The organism is Curtobacterium sp. LFS084, from assembly GCF_047977705.1.
Taxonomy (GTDB): domain Bacteria; phylum Actinomycetota; class Actinomycetes; order Actinomycetales; family Microbacteriaceae; genus Curtobacterium.
The window spans coordinates 1-14,307 of sequence record NZ_JBFPFM010000005.1; the positions used below are offsets into that span (position 1 = coordinate 1).

The 14,307-nt window shown below is 73.7% G+C and carries 13 protein-coding genes; 4 read left to right on the forward strand and 9 right to left on the reverse strand.

The window, feature by feature from the left end; translation table 11 throughout:
• Nucleotides 1-25: 25 nt before the first annotated feature.
• Genes ACNQOV_RS04820 through ACNQOV_RS04835 form a run of 4 tightly spaced genes read right to left on the reverse strand, consistent with a single transcriptional unit; the run spans nucleotide 26 to nucleotide 4,078 of the window.
• Entirely contained in the window at nucleotides 26-1,075 is a 1,050-nt protein-coding gene (locus ACNQOV_RS04820; RefSeq protein ID WP_416393603.1) for a sugar phosphate isomerase/epimerase family protein, read from the reverse strand.
• 31 nt (nucleotides 1,076-1,106) lie between these two features.
• On the reverse strand, nucleotides 1,107-2,192 hold the full coding sequence (locus tag ACNQOV_RS04825) for a Gfo/Idh/MocA family protein (protein WP_416393604.1): 1,086 nt from the start codon (nucleotides 2,190-2,192) through the stop codon (nucleotides 1,107-1,109).
• An 11-nt stretch (nucleotides 2,193-2,203) separates the two neighbouring features.
• Nucleotides 2,204-2,851, reverse strand: coding sequence for a ThuA domain-containing protein (locus tag ACNQOV_RS04830; protein WP_416393700.1), 648 nt, complete (start codon nucleotides 2,849-2,851; stop codon nucleotides 2,204-2,206).
• A 48-nt stretch (nucleotides 2,852-2,899) separates the two neighbouring features.
• Nucleotides 2,900-4,078, reverse strand: coding sequence for a Gfo/Idh/MocA family protein (locus tag ACNQOV_RS04835; protein ID WP_416393605.1), 1,179 nt, complete (start codon nucleotides 4,076-4,078; stop codon nucleotides 2,900-2,902).
• 97 nt (nucleotides 4,079-4,175) lie between these two features.
• Between ACNQOV_RS04835 and xylA the strand changes: the two genes are divergently transcribed.
• From xylA to ACNQOV_RS04850, 3 genes are all read left to right on the forward strand, one after another.
• Complete coding sequence (xylA, locus tag ACNQOV_RS04840; RefSeq protein WP_022908177.1) at nucleotides 4,176-5,366, forward strand: xylose isomerase; 1,191 nt, start codon at nucleotides 4,176-4,178, stop codon at nucleotides 5,364-5,366.
• Nucleotides 5,363-6,841 carry an FGGY family carbohydrate kinase gene (locus ACNQOV_RS04845; protein WP_416393606.1) on the forward strand — a complete coding sequence of 493 codons (1,479 nt, stop codon included), beginning with the start codon at nucleotides 5,363-5,365 and terminating at the stop codon, nucleotides 6,839-6,841. The genes xylA and ACNQOV_RS04845 overlap by 4 nt, the downstream gene beginning before the upstream one ends.
• A 128-nt stretch (nucleotides 6,842-6,969) precedes the next feature.
• A complete protein-coding gene (locus ACNQOV_RS04850) occupies nucleotides 6,970-7,956 on the forward strand; it encodes an acetylxylan esterase (protein WP_416393607.1) in 987 nt (328 codons plus the stop codon).
• Nucleotides 7,957-7,969: 13 nt separating this feature from the next.
• Here ACNQOV_RS04850 and ACNQOV_RS04855 read toward each other — a convergent pair whose 3' ends face one another.
• Nucleotides 7,970-8,359 carry a hypothetical protein gene (locus ACNQOV_RS04855; protein ID WP_416393608.1) on the reverse strand — a complete coding sequence of 130 codons (390 nt, stop codon included), beginning with the start codon at nucleotides 8,357-8,359 and terminating at the stop codon, nucleotides 7,970-7,972.
• Between the two features lie 87 nt (nucleotides 8,360-8,446).
• Here ACNQOV_RS04855 and ACNQOV_RS04860 point away from each other — a divergent pair, with 87 nt between their 5' ends.
• Nucleotides 8,447-8,767: a DUF4190 domain-containing protein gene (locus ACNQOV_RS04860; protein WP_022908184.1), complete on the forward strand. Its 321-nt coding sequence runs from the start codon at nucleotides 8,447-8,449 to the stop codon at nucleotides 8,765-8,767.
• A gap of 3 nt (nucleotides 8,768-8,770) precedes the next feature.
• On the opposite strand, the gene ACNQOV_RS04865 is transcribed toward ACNQOV_RS04860, so the two are convergent.
• From ACNQOV_RS04865 to ACNQOV_RS04880, 4 genes are all read right to left on the reverse strand, one after another.
• Nucleotides 8,771-9,346: a TetR family transcriptional regulator gene (locus tag ACNQOV_RS04865; RefSeq protein ID WP_031263102.1), complete on the reverse strand. Its 576-nt coding sequence runs from the start codon at nucleotides 9,344-9,346 to the stop codon at nucleotides 8,771-8,773.
• 70 nt (nucleotides 9,347-9,416) lie between these two features.
• Nucleotides 9,417-10,178 carry a sulfite exporter TauE/SafE family protein gene (locus ACNQOV_RS04870; RefSeq protein WP_416393609.1) on the reverse strand — a complete coding sequence of 254 codons (762 nt, stop codon included), beginning with the start codon at nucleotides 10,176-10,178 and terminating at the stop codon, nucleotides 9,417-9,419.
• A gap of 116 nt (nucleotides 10,179-10,294) precedes the next feature.
• The gene (locus ACNQOV_RS04875) at nucleotides 10,295-11,617 is read right to left on the reverse strand and encodes a PP2C family protein-serine/threonine phosphatase (protein WP_416393610.1); all 1,323 of its coding nucleotides are present in this window, start codon (nucleotides 11,615-11,617) and stop codon (nucleotides 10,295-10,297) included.
• Nucleotides 11,618-11,761: 144 nt separating this feature from the next.
• Nucleotides 11,762-14,131, reverse strand: coding sequence for a glycoside hydrolase family 3 N-terminal domain-containing protein (locus ACNQOV_RS04880; RefSeq protein ID WP_416393701.1), 2,370 nt, complete (start codon nucleotides 14,129-14,131; stop codon nucleotides 11,762-11,764).
• Nucleotides 14,132-14,307 lie beyond the last annotated feature (176 nt).

A 14,307-nucleotide genomic window follows, 5' to 3' on the forward strand; every position in this document is an offset into this window, starting at 1 on the left:
GGGCCGCGGGCCGCGCCGCGGCGCGCTACCGCGAGCGCGAGAACGCGGCGTCGAACGCGGCCTCGGGCGGCGCGATGGTCCCGAGCCGCCGCACGAACGCCAGCGCCTCCGGCCCGCCGACGAGTCGGTCCATGCCGGCGTCCTCCCACTCGACGCTCGTCGGCCCGGCGTACCCGATGTGGTTCAGCACGCGGAACACCCGCTCCCACGGGACGTCGCCGTGCCCGGCCGTGACGAAGTCCCACCCGCGCCGGGGGTCGCCCCACGGCAGGTGCGACGAGAGTCGTCCGTTGCGGCCGTCGAGCTGCTTGACCGACTCCTTGCAGTGCACGTGGTAGACCCGGTCGGCGAAGTCGAGCAGGAACGCTGCCGGATCGAGGTCCTGCCAGACGAAGTGCGACGGGTCGAAGTTGAACCCGAACGCCGGTCGGTCGGCGAAGACCTCGAGCGCCCGCTTGGCCGTCCAGTAGTCGTAGGCGATCTCGGACGGGTGCACCTCGAGCGCGAAGCGCACGCCGACCTCCTCGAACACGTCGAGGATGGGCGACCACCGGTCGTGGAAGTCCTGGTACCCGGCGTCGATCATCGACGCGGGCACGGGCGGGAACCCCGCGACCGTCTTCCAGATCGACGAGCCGGAGAACCCGGTGACGGTGTCGACGCCGAGTGCCGCTGCGGCCCGTGCGGTCCACTGCAGTTCCTCGGCGGCGCGCTGCCGGACACCCTCCGGGTCGCCGTCGCCCCAGACGTGCGGCGCGAGGATGTCCTCGTGCCGCTGGTCGATCGGGTCGTCGCACACGGCCTGGCCGGTCAGGTGGTTCGCGATGGTCCAGACCTGCAGCCCGTTGCGCTCGAGGATCGCCTTGCGGTCCGCGACGTACCCGGGGTCCGTCGCGGCGCGCCGGACGTCGAGGTGGTCGCCCCAGCAGGCGATCTCGAGCCCGTCGTAGCCCCACTCGCCGGCGAGGCGCGCGACCTCCTCGAAGGGCAGGTCGGCCCACTGGCCGGTGAAGAGGGTGACCGGCCTGGAGGCGCGGGTCGTCCCCGTCTCGTCGGTTCCGTCCGTCGTCGTCATCGTCGTCGTCCTTCCTCGCGGTGTGCGGTGGTCACCATGATCCCGGGTCCGACCCGGCGGGCACGGTGTCGGGGCGGTCGACGCGCGACTCGACCGCGACGACCGTGTGGTTCCTCGAGGCGGTCTGCACGGCCTCCATGATCTCGAGGACGTGGAACGCGAGGTCCCCCGACGCGCGGTGCGGCCGGTCGGTCGCGATGGCGTGCGCCATGTCCGCCAGCCCGTACCCGCGGCCCGCGTCGGCGTACCCGGCCGTCACGGGCAGTTCCCGCCACTCGCGGTCGTCGGCCGTCGCGATCGACACCGGGTCGGAGAACCGGTTCGGGTCGGGGACGGCGAGGCTGCCGGCGGTGCCGTGCACCTCGAAGAGCGGGGCCCGGGTCGCCCACACCTCGAACGAGACGGTGACCGTGGAGACGACTCCGCGCTCGTGTTCGAGGACGGCTACGACGTGGGTGTCGACGTCGACGGGGATCGGCGCTCCGGCGAAGGGGCCGGTCGCGATGGTCCGCTCGCGGGTCGACCGGGTGGCACTGCCGCTCACCCGGACGACGGGGCCGAAGAACTGCACGAGGCTCGTCAGGTAGTACGGCCCCATGTCGAGCAGCGGGCCGCCCCCGGGCTGGTAGTAGAACGCCGGTGCCGGGTGCCAGAGCTCGTGTCCCGGGGCGCTCCAGGACACCGCGGCGCCGACCGGGTCACCGATCAGGCCGTCGTCGATCGCGGCGCGGGCGGTCTGGATGCCGGTCCCGAGCACGGTGTCGGGCGCGCTGCCGACCCGCAGGCCCGAGCGTCCGGCCAGCTCGAGCACCGGCGCGGCCTCGGCCGTCGCGAGCGCGAGCGGCTTCTCGCCGTAGACGTGCTTGCCGGCGTCGAGGGCCCGGGTCGCGACCTCGGCGTGCGCGGCCGGGATCGTCAGGTTCAGCACGACGTCGATGTCGTCCGCGCCGAGGAGCTCGTCGACGCTCGTGCCCCGGACGCCCTGGGCCTCGCCGACCGACCGCGCACGCTCGACGTCGAGGTCGGCCACGGCGGTGAGCGCCAGTCCGGGCAGGGCCGGGAAGTGCTCGAAGTACTGCTGGCTGATGTTGCCGACGCCGACGACGCCGACGCGCATCGGTCCGTCGTTCACCGTGCTGCCCACAGGAGTCCCCGTTCGATGATGGTGCGGAGCGGCTGCGACTCGACGACCTCGAGCCGGTGCCCCGGCGCGGAGACGAACACGCGTCCCTCGCCCCACTGGCGGGTCCAGATCGCCGGCGCCGTGACCGGACGGTTCCAGGCGTCGAAGTCCCTCGCCGACTGTGTGGTCGTGGCCAGCACGTCGTTGTACTCGTCGGAGAGCACCCAGTACTGCTCGGTGACGAGGTCGAAGTCCTCGATGCCCTCGGTGATCGGGTGCTCGTGCCCGAGGTCCGTGATGTGCACCGTGTACGGGATGTAGTTGTCGGACTGCTCGCCGGTGCGCTCCGACGGGTGCTTCCCGGCGTGGTGCGCGAACTGCCCGCCGACCATGTGCAGGTAGTCGGCGGTGTTCCGGAACGCGTCCGCGATCCCGCCGTGCCAGCCCGCGAGCCCGGCACCGCCGAGCACGGCCTTCTGGAGTCCGGCGAACTCGTCGTCGGCGATGGTCGACATCGTGACGACCTGCACGATCAGGTCGACGTCCGCCATGACCGACTCGTCGGCGTACACGGCGGTCGAGTCGGACACGCGGACGTCGAAGCCGTTGTCCTGCAGGAACGGGACGAACAGGTCGGTGGTCTCGACGGGCATGTGCCCGTCCCACCCGCCGCGGACGACGAGTGCCTTCCGGTCCGCCACTCAGATCACCGTCCAGGCACTGCCGTCGGCCGCGCTCCGCTCGACGGCGTCGAGGACCCGCTGCACGTGCAGCCCGTCCTCGAACGACGGCGACGGGTCGGTGCCCGCGACGATCGCCTCGACGAAGTCCTTCACCTCGTGGCTGAAGGTGTGCTCGTAGCCGATGAGGTGCCCGGTCGGCCACCACGCGGCCATGTACGGGTGCTCGGGCTCGGTGACCATGATCCGCTGGAAGCCCTGTTCGCCGGCCGGTGCCGTGGCGTCGTAGAAGCGCAGTTCGTTCATCGACTCGAGGTCGAACTGGATCGCGCCGGCCGACCCGCTGATCTCGAGCGTGAGCCCGTTCTTCCGACCGGTCGCGTAGCGCGTCGCCTCGAACGAGCCGATCGCACCATCGGCGGCGCCACCGGCGAGGCGTCCGAGGAAGAACGCAGCGTCGTCGACGGTGACCTGCCCGCGTTCGGTCGAGGCGGTGCCGGACAGCCCGACGCCCTCGGCCATGAGCGGACGCTCGGTCACGAACGTCTCGAGCGTGCCGGAGACGGTCGAGAGCCGTGCGCCGGTGACGTGCTCGGCGAGGTCGATCGCGTGCGCACCGATGTCACCGAGCGATCCGGACCCGGCGAGCGCCCTGTCGAGCCGCCACGTCATCGGGCCGTCCTCGTCGGCCAACCAGTCCTGCAGGTAGAGCGCGCGGACCTGGCGGACGGTCCCGAGCCTCCCGTCCTCCACCAGCCGCTTCGCGAACGCGATGGCCGGGACGCGGCGGTAGCTGAAGCCGACCATCGCGCGGACCCCGCCCGCCCGCGCCGCTGCGGCGGCGGCGGTCATCGCCTCGGCCTCGGCGACGCTGTTGGCGAGCGGCTTCTCGCACAGCACGTGCTTGCCGGCCTCGAGTGCCGCGATGGCGACCTCGACGTGCGACGACCCCGGCGAGCAGACGTCGACGACGTCGATGTCCGGGTCGGTGACCACGGCGCGCCAGTCGGTGGACGCGGCCTGCCAGCCGTACTGCTGCCGTGCGGCCTCGGTCCGGTCGGGGTCACGGCCGACGATGACGGCCATCTCCGGTTCGACCCCGAGGTCGAAGAACCTCGGTGCGGTCCGCCACCCCTGTGAGTGCGCGGCTCCCATGAAGCCGTGGCCCACCATGGCCACTCGAAGTCGGTCCTGTGCCATCCGCTCGCTCCCTTGCGATCACGTCCTTGCCAGAGTCAACACTACCGCTTATGTTGGGCGCGGCAACATTTTGTTTCGACGACGAACGGTGACCACCATGGCAACGACGCCCACCCGTGCAGACAAGTTCTCCTTCGGTCTCTGGACCATCGGCTACAACGGCTCCGACCCCTTCGGCGGCCCGACCCGCCCCGCACTCGACGTGGTCGAGGCAGTCGAGAAGCTCGACGAGCTCGGCGCCTACGGCCTGACCTTCCACGACGACGACCTCTTCGCGTTCGGCTCGACCGACGCCGAGCGGCAGACCCAGATCGACCGCCTCAAGGGCGCGCTCGACGCCACCGGCATCCAGGTGCCGATGGTGACGACGAACCTCTTCTCGGCCCCGGTCTTCAAGGACGGCGGGTTCACCTCGAACGACCGCCAGGTGCGCCGCTTCGCGCTCCGCAAGGTCCTGCGCAACATCGACCTCGCCGCCGAGCTCGGCGCGTCGACGTTCGTGATGTGGGGCGGCCGCGAGGGCGCCGAGTACGACAGCGCGAAGGACGTGCAGGCCGCGCTCGAGCGCTACCGCGAGGCCGTCAACCTGCTCGCCCAGTACGTCACCGACAAGGGCTACGGCATCCGGTTCGCGATCGAGCCGAAGCCGAACGAACCCCGCGGCGACATCCTCCTGCCGACCCTCGGTCACGCGATCGCCTTCACCGAGACGCTCGAGCGTCCGGAGCTGTTCGGCATCAACCCCGAGGTCGGCCACGAGCAGATGGCCGGTCTGAACTTCACGGCCGGCATCGCCCAGGCGCTCTACCAGGGCAAGCTCTTCCACATCGACCTCAACGGCCAGCGCGGCATCAAGTACGACCAGGACCTCGTCTTCGGTCACGGCGACCTGCAGAACGCGTTCTCGCTCGTCGACCTGCTCGAGCACGGCGCTCCCCAGGGCGGCCCGGCGTACGACGGCCCCCGCCACTTCGACTACAAGCCGAGCCGCACCGAGGACATCACCGGCGTCTGGGACTCGGCGGCCGCGAACATGCGCATGTACCTCCTGCTCAAGGAGCGGGCACAGGCGTTCCGCGCCGACCCCGAGGTCCAGGCCGCGCTCGAGGCGTCGAAGGTCGGCGAGCTCAGCACCCCGACCCTGAACGACGGCGAGACGTACGACTCGTTCCTCGCGGACCGCTCCGCGTACGAGGACTTCGACGCCGACGCGTACTTCGGCGGCAAGGGCTTCGGCTTCGTGAAGCTGCAGCAGCTCGCCATCGAGCACCTCATGGGCGCTCGTTGAGCTCGCAGCTCGTCGCCGGGGTCGACTCGTCGACCCAGTCCTGCAAGGTCACGATCCGCGACGCTGACACCGGCGCCGTCGTCCGGGAGGGTCGCGCGACCCACCCGGACGGCACGTCCGTCGACCCCCGCCACTGGTGGGACGCGCTCGGCAGCGCGATCGCGGACGCCGGCGGTCTCGACGGCGTCGGGGCGATCGCGGTCGCCGGGCAGCAGCACGGCATGGTCGCGCTCGACGCCGACGGTCGCGTCGTCCGCGACGCGCTGCTCTGGAACGACGTGCGGAGCGCCGACGCGGCCGCGCAGATGGTCGAGGAGCTGGGCCAGGAGGCATGGGTCGCCCGGACGGGTCTGGTGCCGGTGGCGTCGTTCACCGGCACGAAGCTCCGGTGGCTCCGCGACGCGGAGCCCGAGAACGCGGCCCGCGTCGCGGCCGTCGCGCTCCCCCACGACTGGCTGTCGTGGCGGTTGCGCGGGTACGGCCCGGCCGACGAGAGCCCGCTCGGACCGGACCTCGACGCGCTCGCGACCGACGGCTCGGACGCCAGCGGCACGGCCTACTGGGACCCGGTGCGCCGCGAGTACGACGCCGAGCTGTTCGAGCTCGCGCTCGGCCGTGGGCTGCGGGTCGCGGGTGGCACCGACGGCGCTCGGGACGACGACGTCGTGGTGCCGCGGGTCGTCGCGCCCGACGAGGCGATGGGCTCCCTCGGGGTCGACGTGCCGCTCCCCGGCGGTGCGACCGCTCCCTCGGGCCTGGTCGTCGGCGCGGGACTCGGCGACAACGCCGGGGCAGCGCTCGGCCTCGGACTCGGTCCGGGTGACGTCGCGGTGTCCCTCGGGACGAGCGGCACGGTCTTCGGCGTCACCGACGCCGAGGTGCGCGACCCGAGCGGGACCGTGGCGGGCTTCGCCGACGGGAGCGGGTCGCGCCTCCCGATCGTCACGACGCTCAACGCGGCCCGCGTGCTCGAGGTGATCGGCGGCCTGCTCGGCGTCGACCACGACGCGCTCGGCGAGCTGGCGCTCCAGGCGCCGGCCGGTGCCGACGGTCTCGTGCTCGTGCCGTACTTCGTCGGCGAGCGCACGCCCAACCGTCCGGACGCGACGGCCTCGCTCGTCGGCATGACGCCGGGGACGACGGACCGGGCGCACCTGGCCCGCGCCGCCGTCGAGGGCATGCTCTGCGCGCTCGCGGACGGCCTCGCTGCCGTCGAGGGGACGGGTGTCGTCGTCGAGCGGCTGCTGCTCATCGGCGGTGCGGCCCGCAACGAGGCCGTCCGCGTCGTCGCGGCGCAGGTGTTCGGCCGGGACGTCCTCGTGCCGGAGCCGGGTGAGTACGTGGCGGCCGGCGCGGCGAAGCAGGCCGCGTGGGTGCTGACCGGGACCCTGCCCGCGTGGGACACCGCCACGACGGTCGTCGCCGCGGATCCGCGCCCCGAGGTGCTCGAGCAGTACCGAGCCGCCGCACGCTGAGCGGTCGCGCCACCCGTCCGTCCGTCCGTTCGTCCGTCCGTTCGTCCGTTCGTTCGTTCGCGGACACACCAGCCCCCGACGCCGTCCACGACGGTGTCGGGGGCACCATCGTCCCCGGAGGAGACCACATGCCGTTCACCGACCTGCCACTCGACGCCCTGCGCGCGCACCGCTCGGACGCCCGCCGTCCCGACGACTTCGACGCCTTCTGGGCCGACACGATCGCCGCGTCCCGGGCCGCCGGCGCGGGCACCGACCCCGTCCTCGTCCCGGCGGACACACCCGTCACCGGCCTCGTGGTCGAGGACCTCACCTTCCCGGGCTTCGCGGGCGACCCCGTGCGCGCCTGGGTCGCTCGGCCGCTCGCCGCCGAGGAGCCGCTGCCCGTCGTCGTCGAGTTCCTCGGCTACAACGGCGGTCGCGGGCTGCCCGGCGAGCGGGTCTCGTGGGCCCTCGCGGGGTACGTGCACGTCGTGATGGACACGCGCGGCCAGGGCAGCGGGTGGGGCTCCGGCGGCGACACCCCCGACCCGCACGGCTCCGGCCCGCACGTCGGTGGCTGGATGACGAGCGGGATCGGCTCCCCCGCCGACCACTACTACCGCCGCGTGTACACCGACGCCGTCCGCCTGGTCGACGCCGTCCGGACGCTCCCCGGGGTCGACCCGGCACGCATCGCCCTGACCGGCGGGAGCCAGGGCGGCGGGATCACCATCGCCGCGGCCGCGCTCGTCGAGGCGCACGTGGGACCGATCACCGCGCTGCTGCCCGACGTCGCCTTCCTCTGCGACTGGGAGGACGGGACCGCGGTCGCCGTCGGCGGCCCGTACCTCGAGCTCGCGACGTACCTGTCGGTGCACCGTGACCAGGTCGACACCGTGTGGCGCACCGCCGCGTACTTCGACGGCGTGCACTTCGCCGCGGGCATCACGGCGCCGGCCCTGTTCTCCGTCGCGCTCATGGACGACGTCGTGCCGCCGCGGACGACGTTCGCGGCCTACAACGCGCTCGGCTCGACCGACACGGCGATCGAGGTCTACCCGTACAACGGCCACGAGGGCGGCGGGTTCGCGCACTGGGAACGCCAGGTGGCGTTCCTGCGCGCCCGCGACTGACCGGGCACCCGGGTCAGTACCAGTGTCGGACGAACTGCTCCAGCACGTTCTTGACGACCTGGACCGGGCCCGGCGCCGGGTCCCCGCTGTCGCGGCCGATCCGTCGGAGCAGGTCGGCCTGGGCGTCCTCGTACTCGGCGACCTCGTCGGCGGAGTAGTCCGACGGCGGGACCGTGCGGATCGTGCTCACCGCCTCGAGGCGCTCGAGTCCCCACCGGAAGCCGACCGGCTCGGGACCGGCGTCGATCAGGGCGACGATGGCCGCGTCGGACGAGGTCCCGCCGGGGTCGGCGGCGGCCGAGATGAAGTCGACCAGGCCGCGGAGCGCCGGCTCCGAGCCGCCGGTGCGCTGGTGCACGCGTCGCGCTCGAGCACAGAGGTCGTAGAGGAGTCCGTCGTCCACGCACCGAGCGTGGCACAGCGAGGCGCCCGGACGCCACCAGGACCGGGTACTCCCGTCCCGCGGCCGACGCTCCTAGGCTCGGGGGCCGTGACCGACACCGCCCCCGGCCTGCACACTCCCGCCGCCGATGCCGCACCGTCCACGCTCGCCCCGCTGAGCCTGCTGGCCGTCGTGGCCATCGCCCTCGCGTTCGTCGCCCCGATCGGTGGCGTCGTGGTCGGCTGCATCGCCCGTCGCGAGGTCCGGCGCACCGGGGAGCGCGGCGACGGCCTCGCCTTCGCGGCCGTGCTGATCGGGGCGACCCTGACGCTGGCGACGGTCGTGGTGCCCGCGGCGATCGCTGCGTCGGGCTTCCTCGGACTGGGTGTGCCGTTCGGGCTCGGCCTGACCGCTGGCCTGGGGTCCTGACCGTCAGCCGCCGACGAGCGACGTGACCGCGTCCACCACGACCTGCCGACGGCGCGCCGGCACGACCGCGCGGGTCAGCGCCTCGGACTCGGGACCCGCCTCGCTCCAGAAGGCCGCGAGGTGCAGCACCAGGCCGAGCAGGACGGCCGGCCGGTAGCTGCGCGGCAGGACGCCGGCTCGCTGCGCCCGCTCGACCTCGGCCACCATCGCGGTCTGCCGTTCGAGGACCGCGTCGAGCGGCACCGCCGAGGCCCGGTCGAGCCGGTGCCAGGTCGTCAGCCGCTGGGCCCACGGCCGCTCGGCCCAGGCATCGTGCAACCGGCCGGCGAACCCCGGGAGGTCGTCCGTGTCGAGCGGGACCCGCTCGAACGTCTCCGCGACGGTCTGTTCGACGAGGGCGTCGAACAGCCCCTCCTTGCTGCCGAAGTAGTGGAAGACCTGGGCCTTGTTGCTCGAGGCGGCCGCGGCGATCCGTTCGACCTTGCCGCCGACGAGCCCCGACGCGGCGAACTCGTCGCGCGCGGCGAGCAGGAGTCGTGCACGGACGGCGTCGGCGGCTGGGGGCGTGAACGGTGCCATGCCGTCCACCGTACCGATCCCGACGACGGGCACGGCCGCGGGTCACCAGCGCGCCGGATCGGTCCGCCGGTCAGGACGGCGCCACCGTGACGAACAGGTACACGGCGAGCGCGACCGAGCAGCACGCGATCGCGACCCGGAGGACGCCGTGCGGCACCCGCCGGGCGACGGTCGGTCCGATGAGCCCACCGATCACCGCCCCCGCACCGAGCGCGACGGCGGCGGACCACACGACGTGCCCGGACACCGCGAACACGACGGCGGGCAGGAGGTCCGCAGCGAGGAGCAGCACGTTCTTGACGGCATTCGCCCGGTGCAACGACGGCGACCCGGTGAGCAGGAGCACGGCGATCATGAGCACACCGGACCCCGCGCCGAAGTAGCCGTTGTAGACGCCGACCCCGGCGATCCCGGCCGACGCAGCACCGGTGGACCGAGCACGGGCGTCGGCGGTCGTCCGTGCACGACGACGGTCGAGGAGCGGCTGCAGCAGGAGGAGCAGTCCCCCGGCGAGGACGAGGAACGGGACGATGCGGTCGAAGAGGTGCGCCGGCGTGACGACGAGGAGCACCGCGCCGGCGAGCGAGGCGACGACGGTGGTCGGCATCCAGCGTCGCACGACCGCGGGATCGGCACGCACCTCGTGCCGCGCGCGGAACGCGGAGCTCGCACCGCTGCCGATGAGCGCGACGGAGTTCGTGACGTTGGCGGCGAGCGGCGGGATCCCGACGGCGAGCAGCGCCGGGTAGGCGACGAGCGAGGTGATCCCACCGGCGGTGCCGATCACCCCGGCCACCACGCCCGCGACGACGAGGATCCCGACGGTCAGCACGCTCCATGCTGTCACGACGCGGCGGCCCGGGGCGCGATCGGTCGCTGCAGGGCCCCCGATCGCCTGCCGTCGCGAGCACGCCGCCGATCGTCGGGGAACCGGTCCGGGCGGGGCCGTCAGGCCGCGGGGGCGACGGGTCCCTCGTAGCGGACCGCGAGCAGGGTCACGTCGTCCTCGTGGTCGACCGACCCGCCGAGCTCCTGGACCGCGGCCACGAGTTCGTCCGGGTCGCGGTGGGTACGGAGGAAGTCGCGGAACCGCTCCGGGGCGTCGAGGTCGCCGCCGAACAGGTCCAGCACTCCGTCGCTGACGCTCACCACGACGTCACCGGGGCCGAGCACCGTCCGCCGCGGGGCCCACTCGGTGCCGACGCCGATCGGCAGGTCGTCGGAGCGGAGCCACTCGTCGTCGCCGTCGGCGCGGAGGAGCACGGACAGCCCGTGACCGGCGTCGACCCAGTGGGTCGTCCCGTCGCGGGCGATCTGGAAGTGGAAGCAGGTCGTGAACTGGTCGGCGCCCGGGCCGGACCGCATCCCCTCGGCCGCCGACCCGATCGAGGCCTCCGGAGTGCCGGGGCTCGACGCCGCCCGCACGAGGGAGCGCACCACGGCCGCGATCATGCCCGCGGCGACGCCCTTGCCCATCACGTCGCCGAGGGTGAAGGCCGCACCGTGCGCGGTCGGGTACCAGTCGTAGAAGTCGCCGCCGACCGTGCGGGCAGGCAGGCAGATCCCCCGCGTCGTGAGCTCGACCGGGATGTCGTCGTGGGAGTCGGGCAGCAGGGACCGCTGCACGAGGGCGGCCTCGCTGATCTCGCTCTCCGCCTGCCGCCGGCGCTGCTGGGCGAACCGGAGTCGCAGGTCGGCCTGCCGTGCGAGCTCGTTCGTGACGCCGGCGACCGCCGCGAACACCAGGATCACGAAGACCAGGCGCACCATCTCGCTCGCGATCAGGTCGTCCGGGTCGAGCACGATCGGCACGGCGAACGTGATGACCGTGCCGACGAGCGGGTAGACGATGTGCTGTCGACCTGGCTTCGCCGCGATCCACACCAGCGGCAGCAGGACGGCGGCGAGGAACGGCGACCGGGCGTCCCCGGTGCCGAAGCGCAGCAGGCCGATCGCGATGAAGTCGACCGCCGGGACCAGCAGCTCGGCGCGCGCCAGACCCGGCCGCCACACCATGAGGGCGGCGAACCCGAGCCCGGCCAGGGCGAGCACGACGCCGCCCCAGACGCTGGCGGCGTCGGTGATCGCGAGGACCGGGACGACGGCGCTGCTGACGGCGGCCACGATCGTGAGCCCGGCGATCACCGCCTGGTTCACGAGCGGGGCGGACCGGGCGAGGCGCCACCGGGCGACCGGAGCTGCCCGCGGGGCGGTGGCGGCCTCGGGCACGCTGATCCGTGCGATGACCGGGCCGAGCGTGTACTGGGTCATGACTCGTTCACCGTACCGTCGCCACCGGGATCCGGCCGCGCCGTGGACCTCGGCGCGCCACCGGACGCCGGGTGGTGCCCCCTTCGCACCACCCGGCGTCGTGCCGGGTCCCGACACGCTGGTCGTGTCCCGGCGCAGCCGCCGTCAGCAGCGCTCCCAGGTGACGGTGCGCCGGTCGGACGCCCGGACCTCGCGGACCGGACCGGTGACGCGGACCACCGCGCGCCGGGTGGCGGAGCCGGGGACGGGCGGTGGACCGGTGCGGTCGCCCGCCGCGACGATCCCGTCCGCGCGCACCGTGCCTCCCGGCTCCGACGCCGCCGCGTGGGACGCGACCCACACCTGCACGTCCCCGGGCTCGACCACCTTGCGGAGGGCCCGGTCGGTGAAGGCGAAGCGCTGGACGGGCACGCTCCAGCGGAGCCGCGCGGTCTCCCCCGGTCCCAGCGCGACCCGGGCGTAGCCGAGCAGCTGCACGACCGGGCGGGTGACGCTCGCGTGCACGTCGTGGCCGTAGAGCTGCACCACGTCCTCGCCCGCGCGCTCCCCGGTGTTCCGGACGGTCACCCAGACCTCGAAGGCGTCCGCGCTGGACACGGTCGGGTCGACGACGAGGTCCTCGTGGGCGAACGACGTGTAGGAGAGCCCGAACCCGAACGGTCGGACCGGGGTCGAGTCGGTCGCGGTCACGTCCGACGGCCCACCGAGGCGCGGGTGCAGGTACGTGTACGGCTGCGCCCCGGCCGCCCGCGGCAGCGAGACCGGCAGACGACCGGACGGTGCGGCGACCCCGGTGAGGAGGTCCGCGATCGCGGATCCGCCGCCCTCGCCCGGGAAGAACGCCTGCACGACGGCGGCCGGTCGAGGTCCGACGGTGCCGGTGTGGTCCGGGACGCCGTCGAGCGCCCAGCCGATCGCGTACGGCCGACCGGTCAGCAGCACCACGACGGTCGGGGTGCCGGTGGCGACGACGGCCTCGACGAGGCCGCGCTGGACACCGGGCAGGTCGAGCGACTCGGTGTCGTTGCCCTCGCCGACGGTGCCGCGGCCGAACAGCCCCGCCTGGTCGCCGACCACGACGACCGCCACGTCGGACCGCTCCGCGACCGCCACCGCGTCGGCGAACCCGGACCGGTCGTCGCCCGTCACGGCGCAGCCCGCGGTGAAGCGGACCGCGTCGCTGCCGAGGGCGTCGGTCAGGGCCTCGCGGACGGTCGGGATGGCGAACCCGAGCGGCAGGTCGGGGTGGGCCGCGAGCACGTGGTTGGCGAAGGAGTAGCAGCCCTGCAGCGCCTCGGCCCGGTCGGCGTTCGGGCCGATCAGGGCGACCGAGGCACCCGGCCGGAGGGGAAGGACCGGGGCGTCGCTGCCGTCCACGGACCCGTTCGACAGCAGGACGAGCGACTTCGCGGCGAGCTCCGTCGCGAGTGCCCGGTGCCGGGGCGTGTCGAGGTCGATCCGGGTCGGCGGCTCGTCCTCGAACGCGTCGGGGTCGAGCAGTCCGAGCCGCTCCTTCTGGCGCAGCACGCGGAGCACCGCGCGGTCGACGAGCGCCTCGTCCACCTCGCCGGCCCGCACGCGGTCGACCAGCGGCTGCAGGTAGGCGTCGCCGGACGGGAGCTCGACGTCGATCCCCGCCGTGAGGGCCATCGCGGCCGCCTCGCCACGGTCGGCGGCGATGCCGTGCATGACCTCGAGGAACGCGACCGAGAAGTAGTCGGCCACCACCGTGCCGTCGAAGCCGAGACGGTCGCGGAGCAGGTCGGTGAGCAGTTCGCCGTTCGCCGCGACCGGGACGCCGTCGACCTCGGCGTACGAGTTCATGACGCTCCGGGCGCCGCCGTCGCGCAGCGCCATCTCGAACGGCGGCAGGAAGACGTCGGCGACCTCACGCGGGCCGGCGTGCACCGGGGCGTGGTTCCGGCCGGCCTGCGACGCTGAGTACCCGAGGAAGTGCTTGAGCGTCGCGTCCACACCGGCGCGCTGGAGTCCGCGGACGTACGCCGTGCCGATCGTCCCGACGAGGTACGGGTCCTCGCCGATGCACTCGTCGACACGCCCCCACCGCGGGTCGCGGACGACGTCGAGCACCGGGGCGAGGCCCTGGTGCACGCCGAGCTGGCGCATCGAGTCGCCGATCGCCTCGCCGACCTGGTCGACGAGGTCCGGGTCGAACGCGGCACCCCACGCCAGCGGGGTCGGGAACGTGGCGGCCTTCCACGCGGCGAGCCCGGTGAGGCACTCCTCGTGCACGAGCGCCGGGATCCCGAGTCGCGTCTCCCGCTTGAGCCGGCGCTGCTCGGCCCAGAGCCAGGCGGCGCGCTCGTCGGGTTCGACCGGCCGGGTGCCGTACACCCGGGTGAACTGCCCGAGACCGTGTCGGGTGATGTCCGCGAGCGTCCGGCCGCCGTCGGCGTCCCGGTCGCCGGCCATCTCGCCCTGCATCGGGGCGACGAGGCCGTTCTGGTCGAGCCAGTAGCCGACGAGCTGGGCGGTCTTCTCCTCGAGCGTCATCGCGGCGAGCAGGGTGGTCGCTCGGTCGGCGGCGGCCTCGTCCGCCAGCTCGGTGCGTTCGGACTGGAGGCGCGGTGCGGGACCGCCCCGCGCCTCCCGTCCGTCACCGGTCGCGCTGGTGACGTGCTCCTGCGTCGCGGGGCGCGCCTCCTGGCCGTCCGTGGTCTCGGCCGTCG

Bases quoted from the DNA above. Each gene is read 5' to 3' on its own strand.
- ACNQOV_RS04865 (WP_031263102.1), bottom strand. From the start codon at position 9,346: ATGGCACCGTTCACGCCCCCAGCCGCCGACGCCGTCCGTGCACGACTC.
- ACNQOV_RS04880 (WP_416393701.1), bottom strand. From the start codon at position 14,131: ATGACGCTCGAGGAGAAGACCGCCCAGCTCGTCGGCTACTGGCTCGAC.
- ACNQOV_RS04835 (WP_416393605.1), bottom strand. From the start codon at position 4,078: ATGGCACAGGACCGACTTCGAGTGGCCATGGTGGGCCACGGCTTCATG.
- ACNQOV_RS04850 (WP_416393607.1), top strand. From the start codon at position 6,970: ATGCCGTTCACCGACCTGCCACTCGACGCCCTGCGCGCGCACCGCTCG.
- ACNQOV_RS04830 (WP_416393700.1), bottom strand. From the start codon at position 2,851: ATGCCCGTCGAGACCACCGACCTGTTCGTCCCGTTCCTGCAGGACAAC.
- ACNQOV_RS04820 (WP_416393603.1), bottom strand. From the start codon at position 1,075: ATGACGACGACGGACGGAACCGACGAGACGGGGACGACCCGCGCCTCC.
- ACNQOV_RS04875 (WP_416393610.1), bottom strand. From the start codon at position 11,617: ATGACCCAGTACACGCTCGGCCCGGTCATCGCACGGATCAGCGTGCCC.
- xylA (WP_022908177.1), top strand. From the start codon at position 4,176: ATGGCAACGACGCCCACCCGTGCAGACAAGTTCTCCTTCGGTCTCTGG.
- ACNQOV_RS04825 (WP_416393604.1), bottom strand. From the start codon at position 2,192: ATGCGCGTCGGCGTCGTCGGCGTCGGCAACATCAGCCAGCAGTACTTC.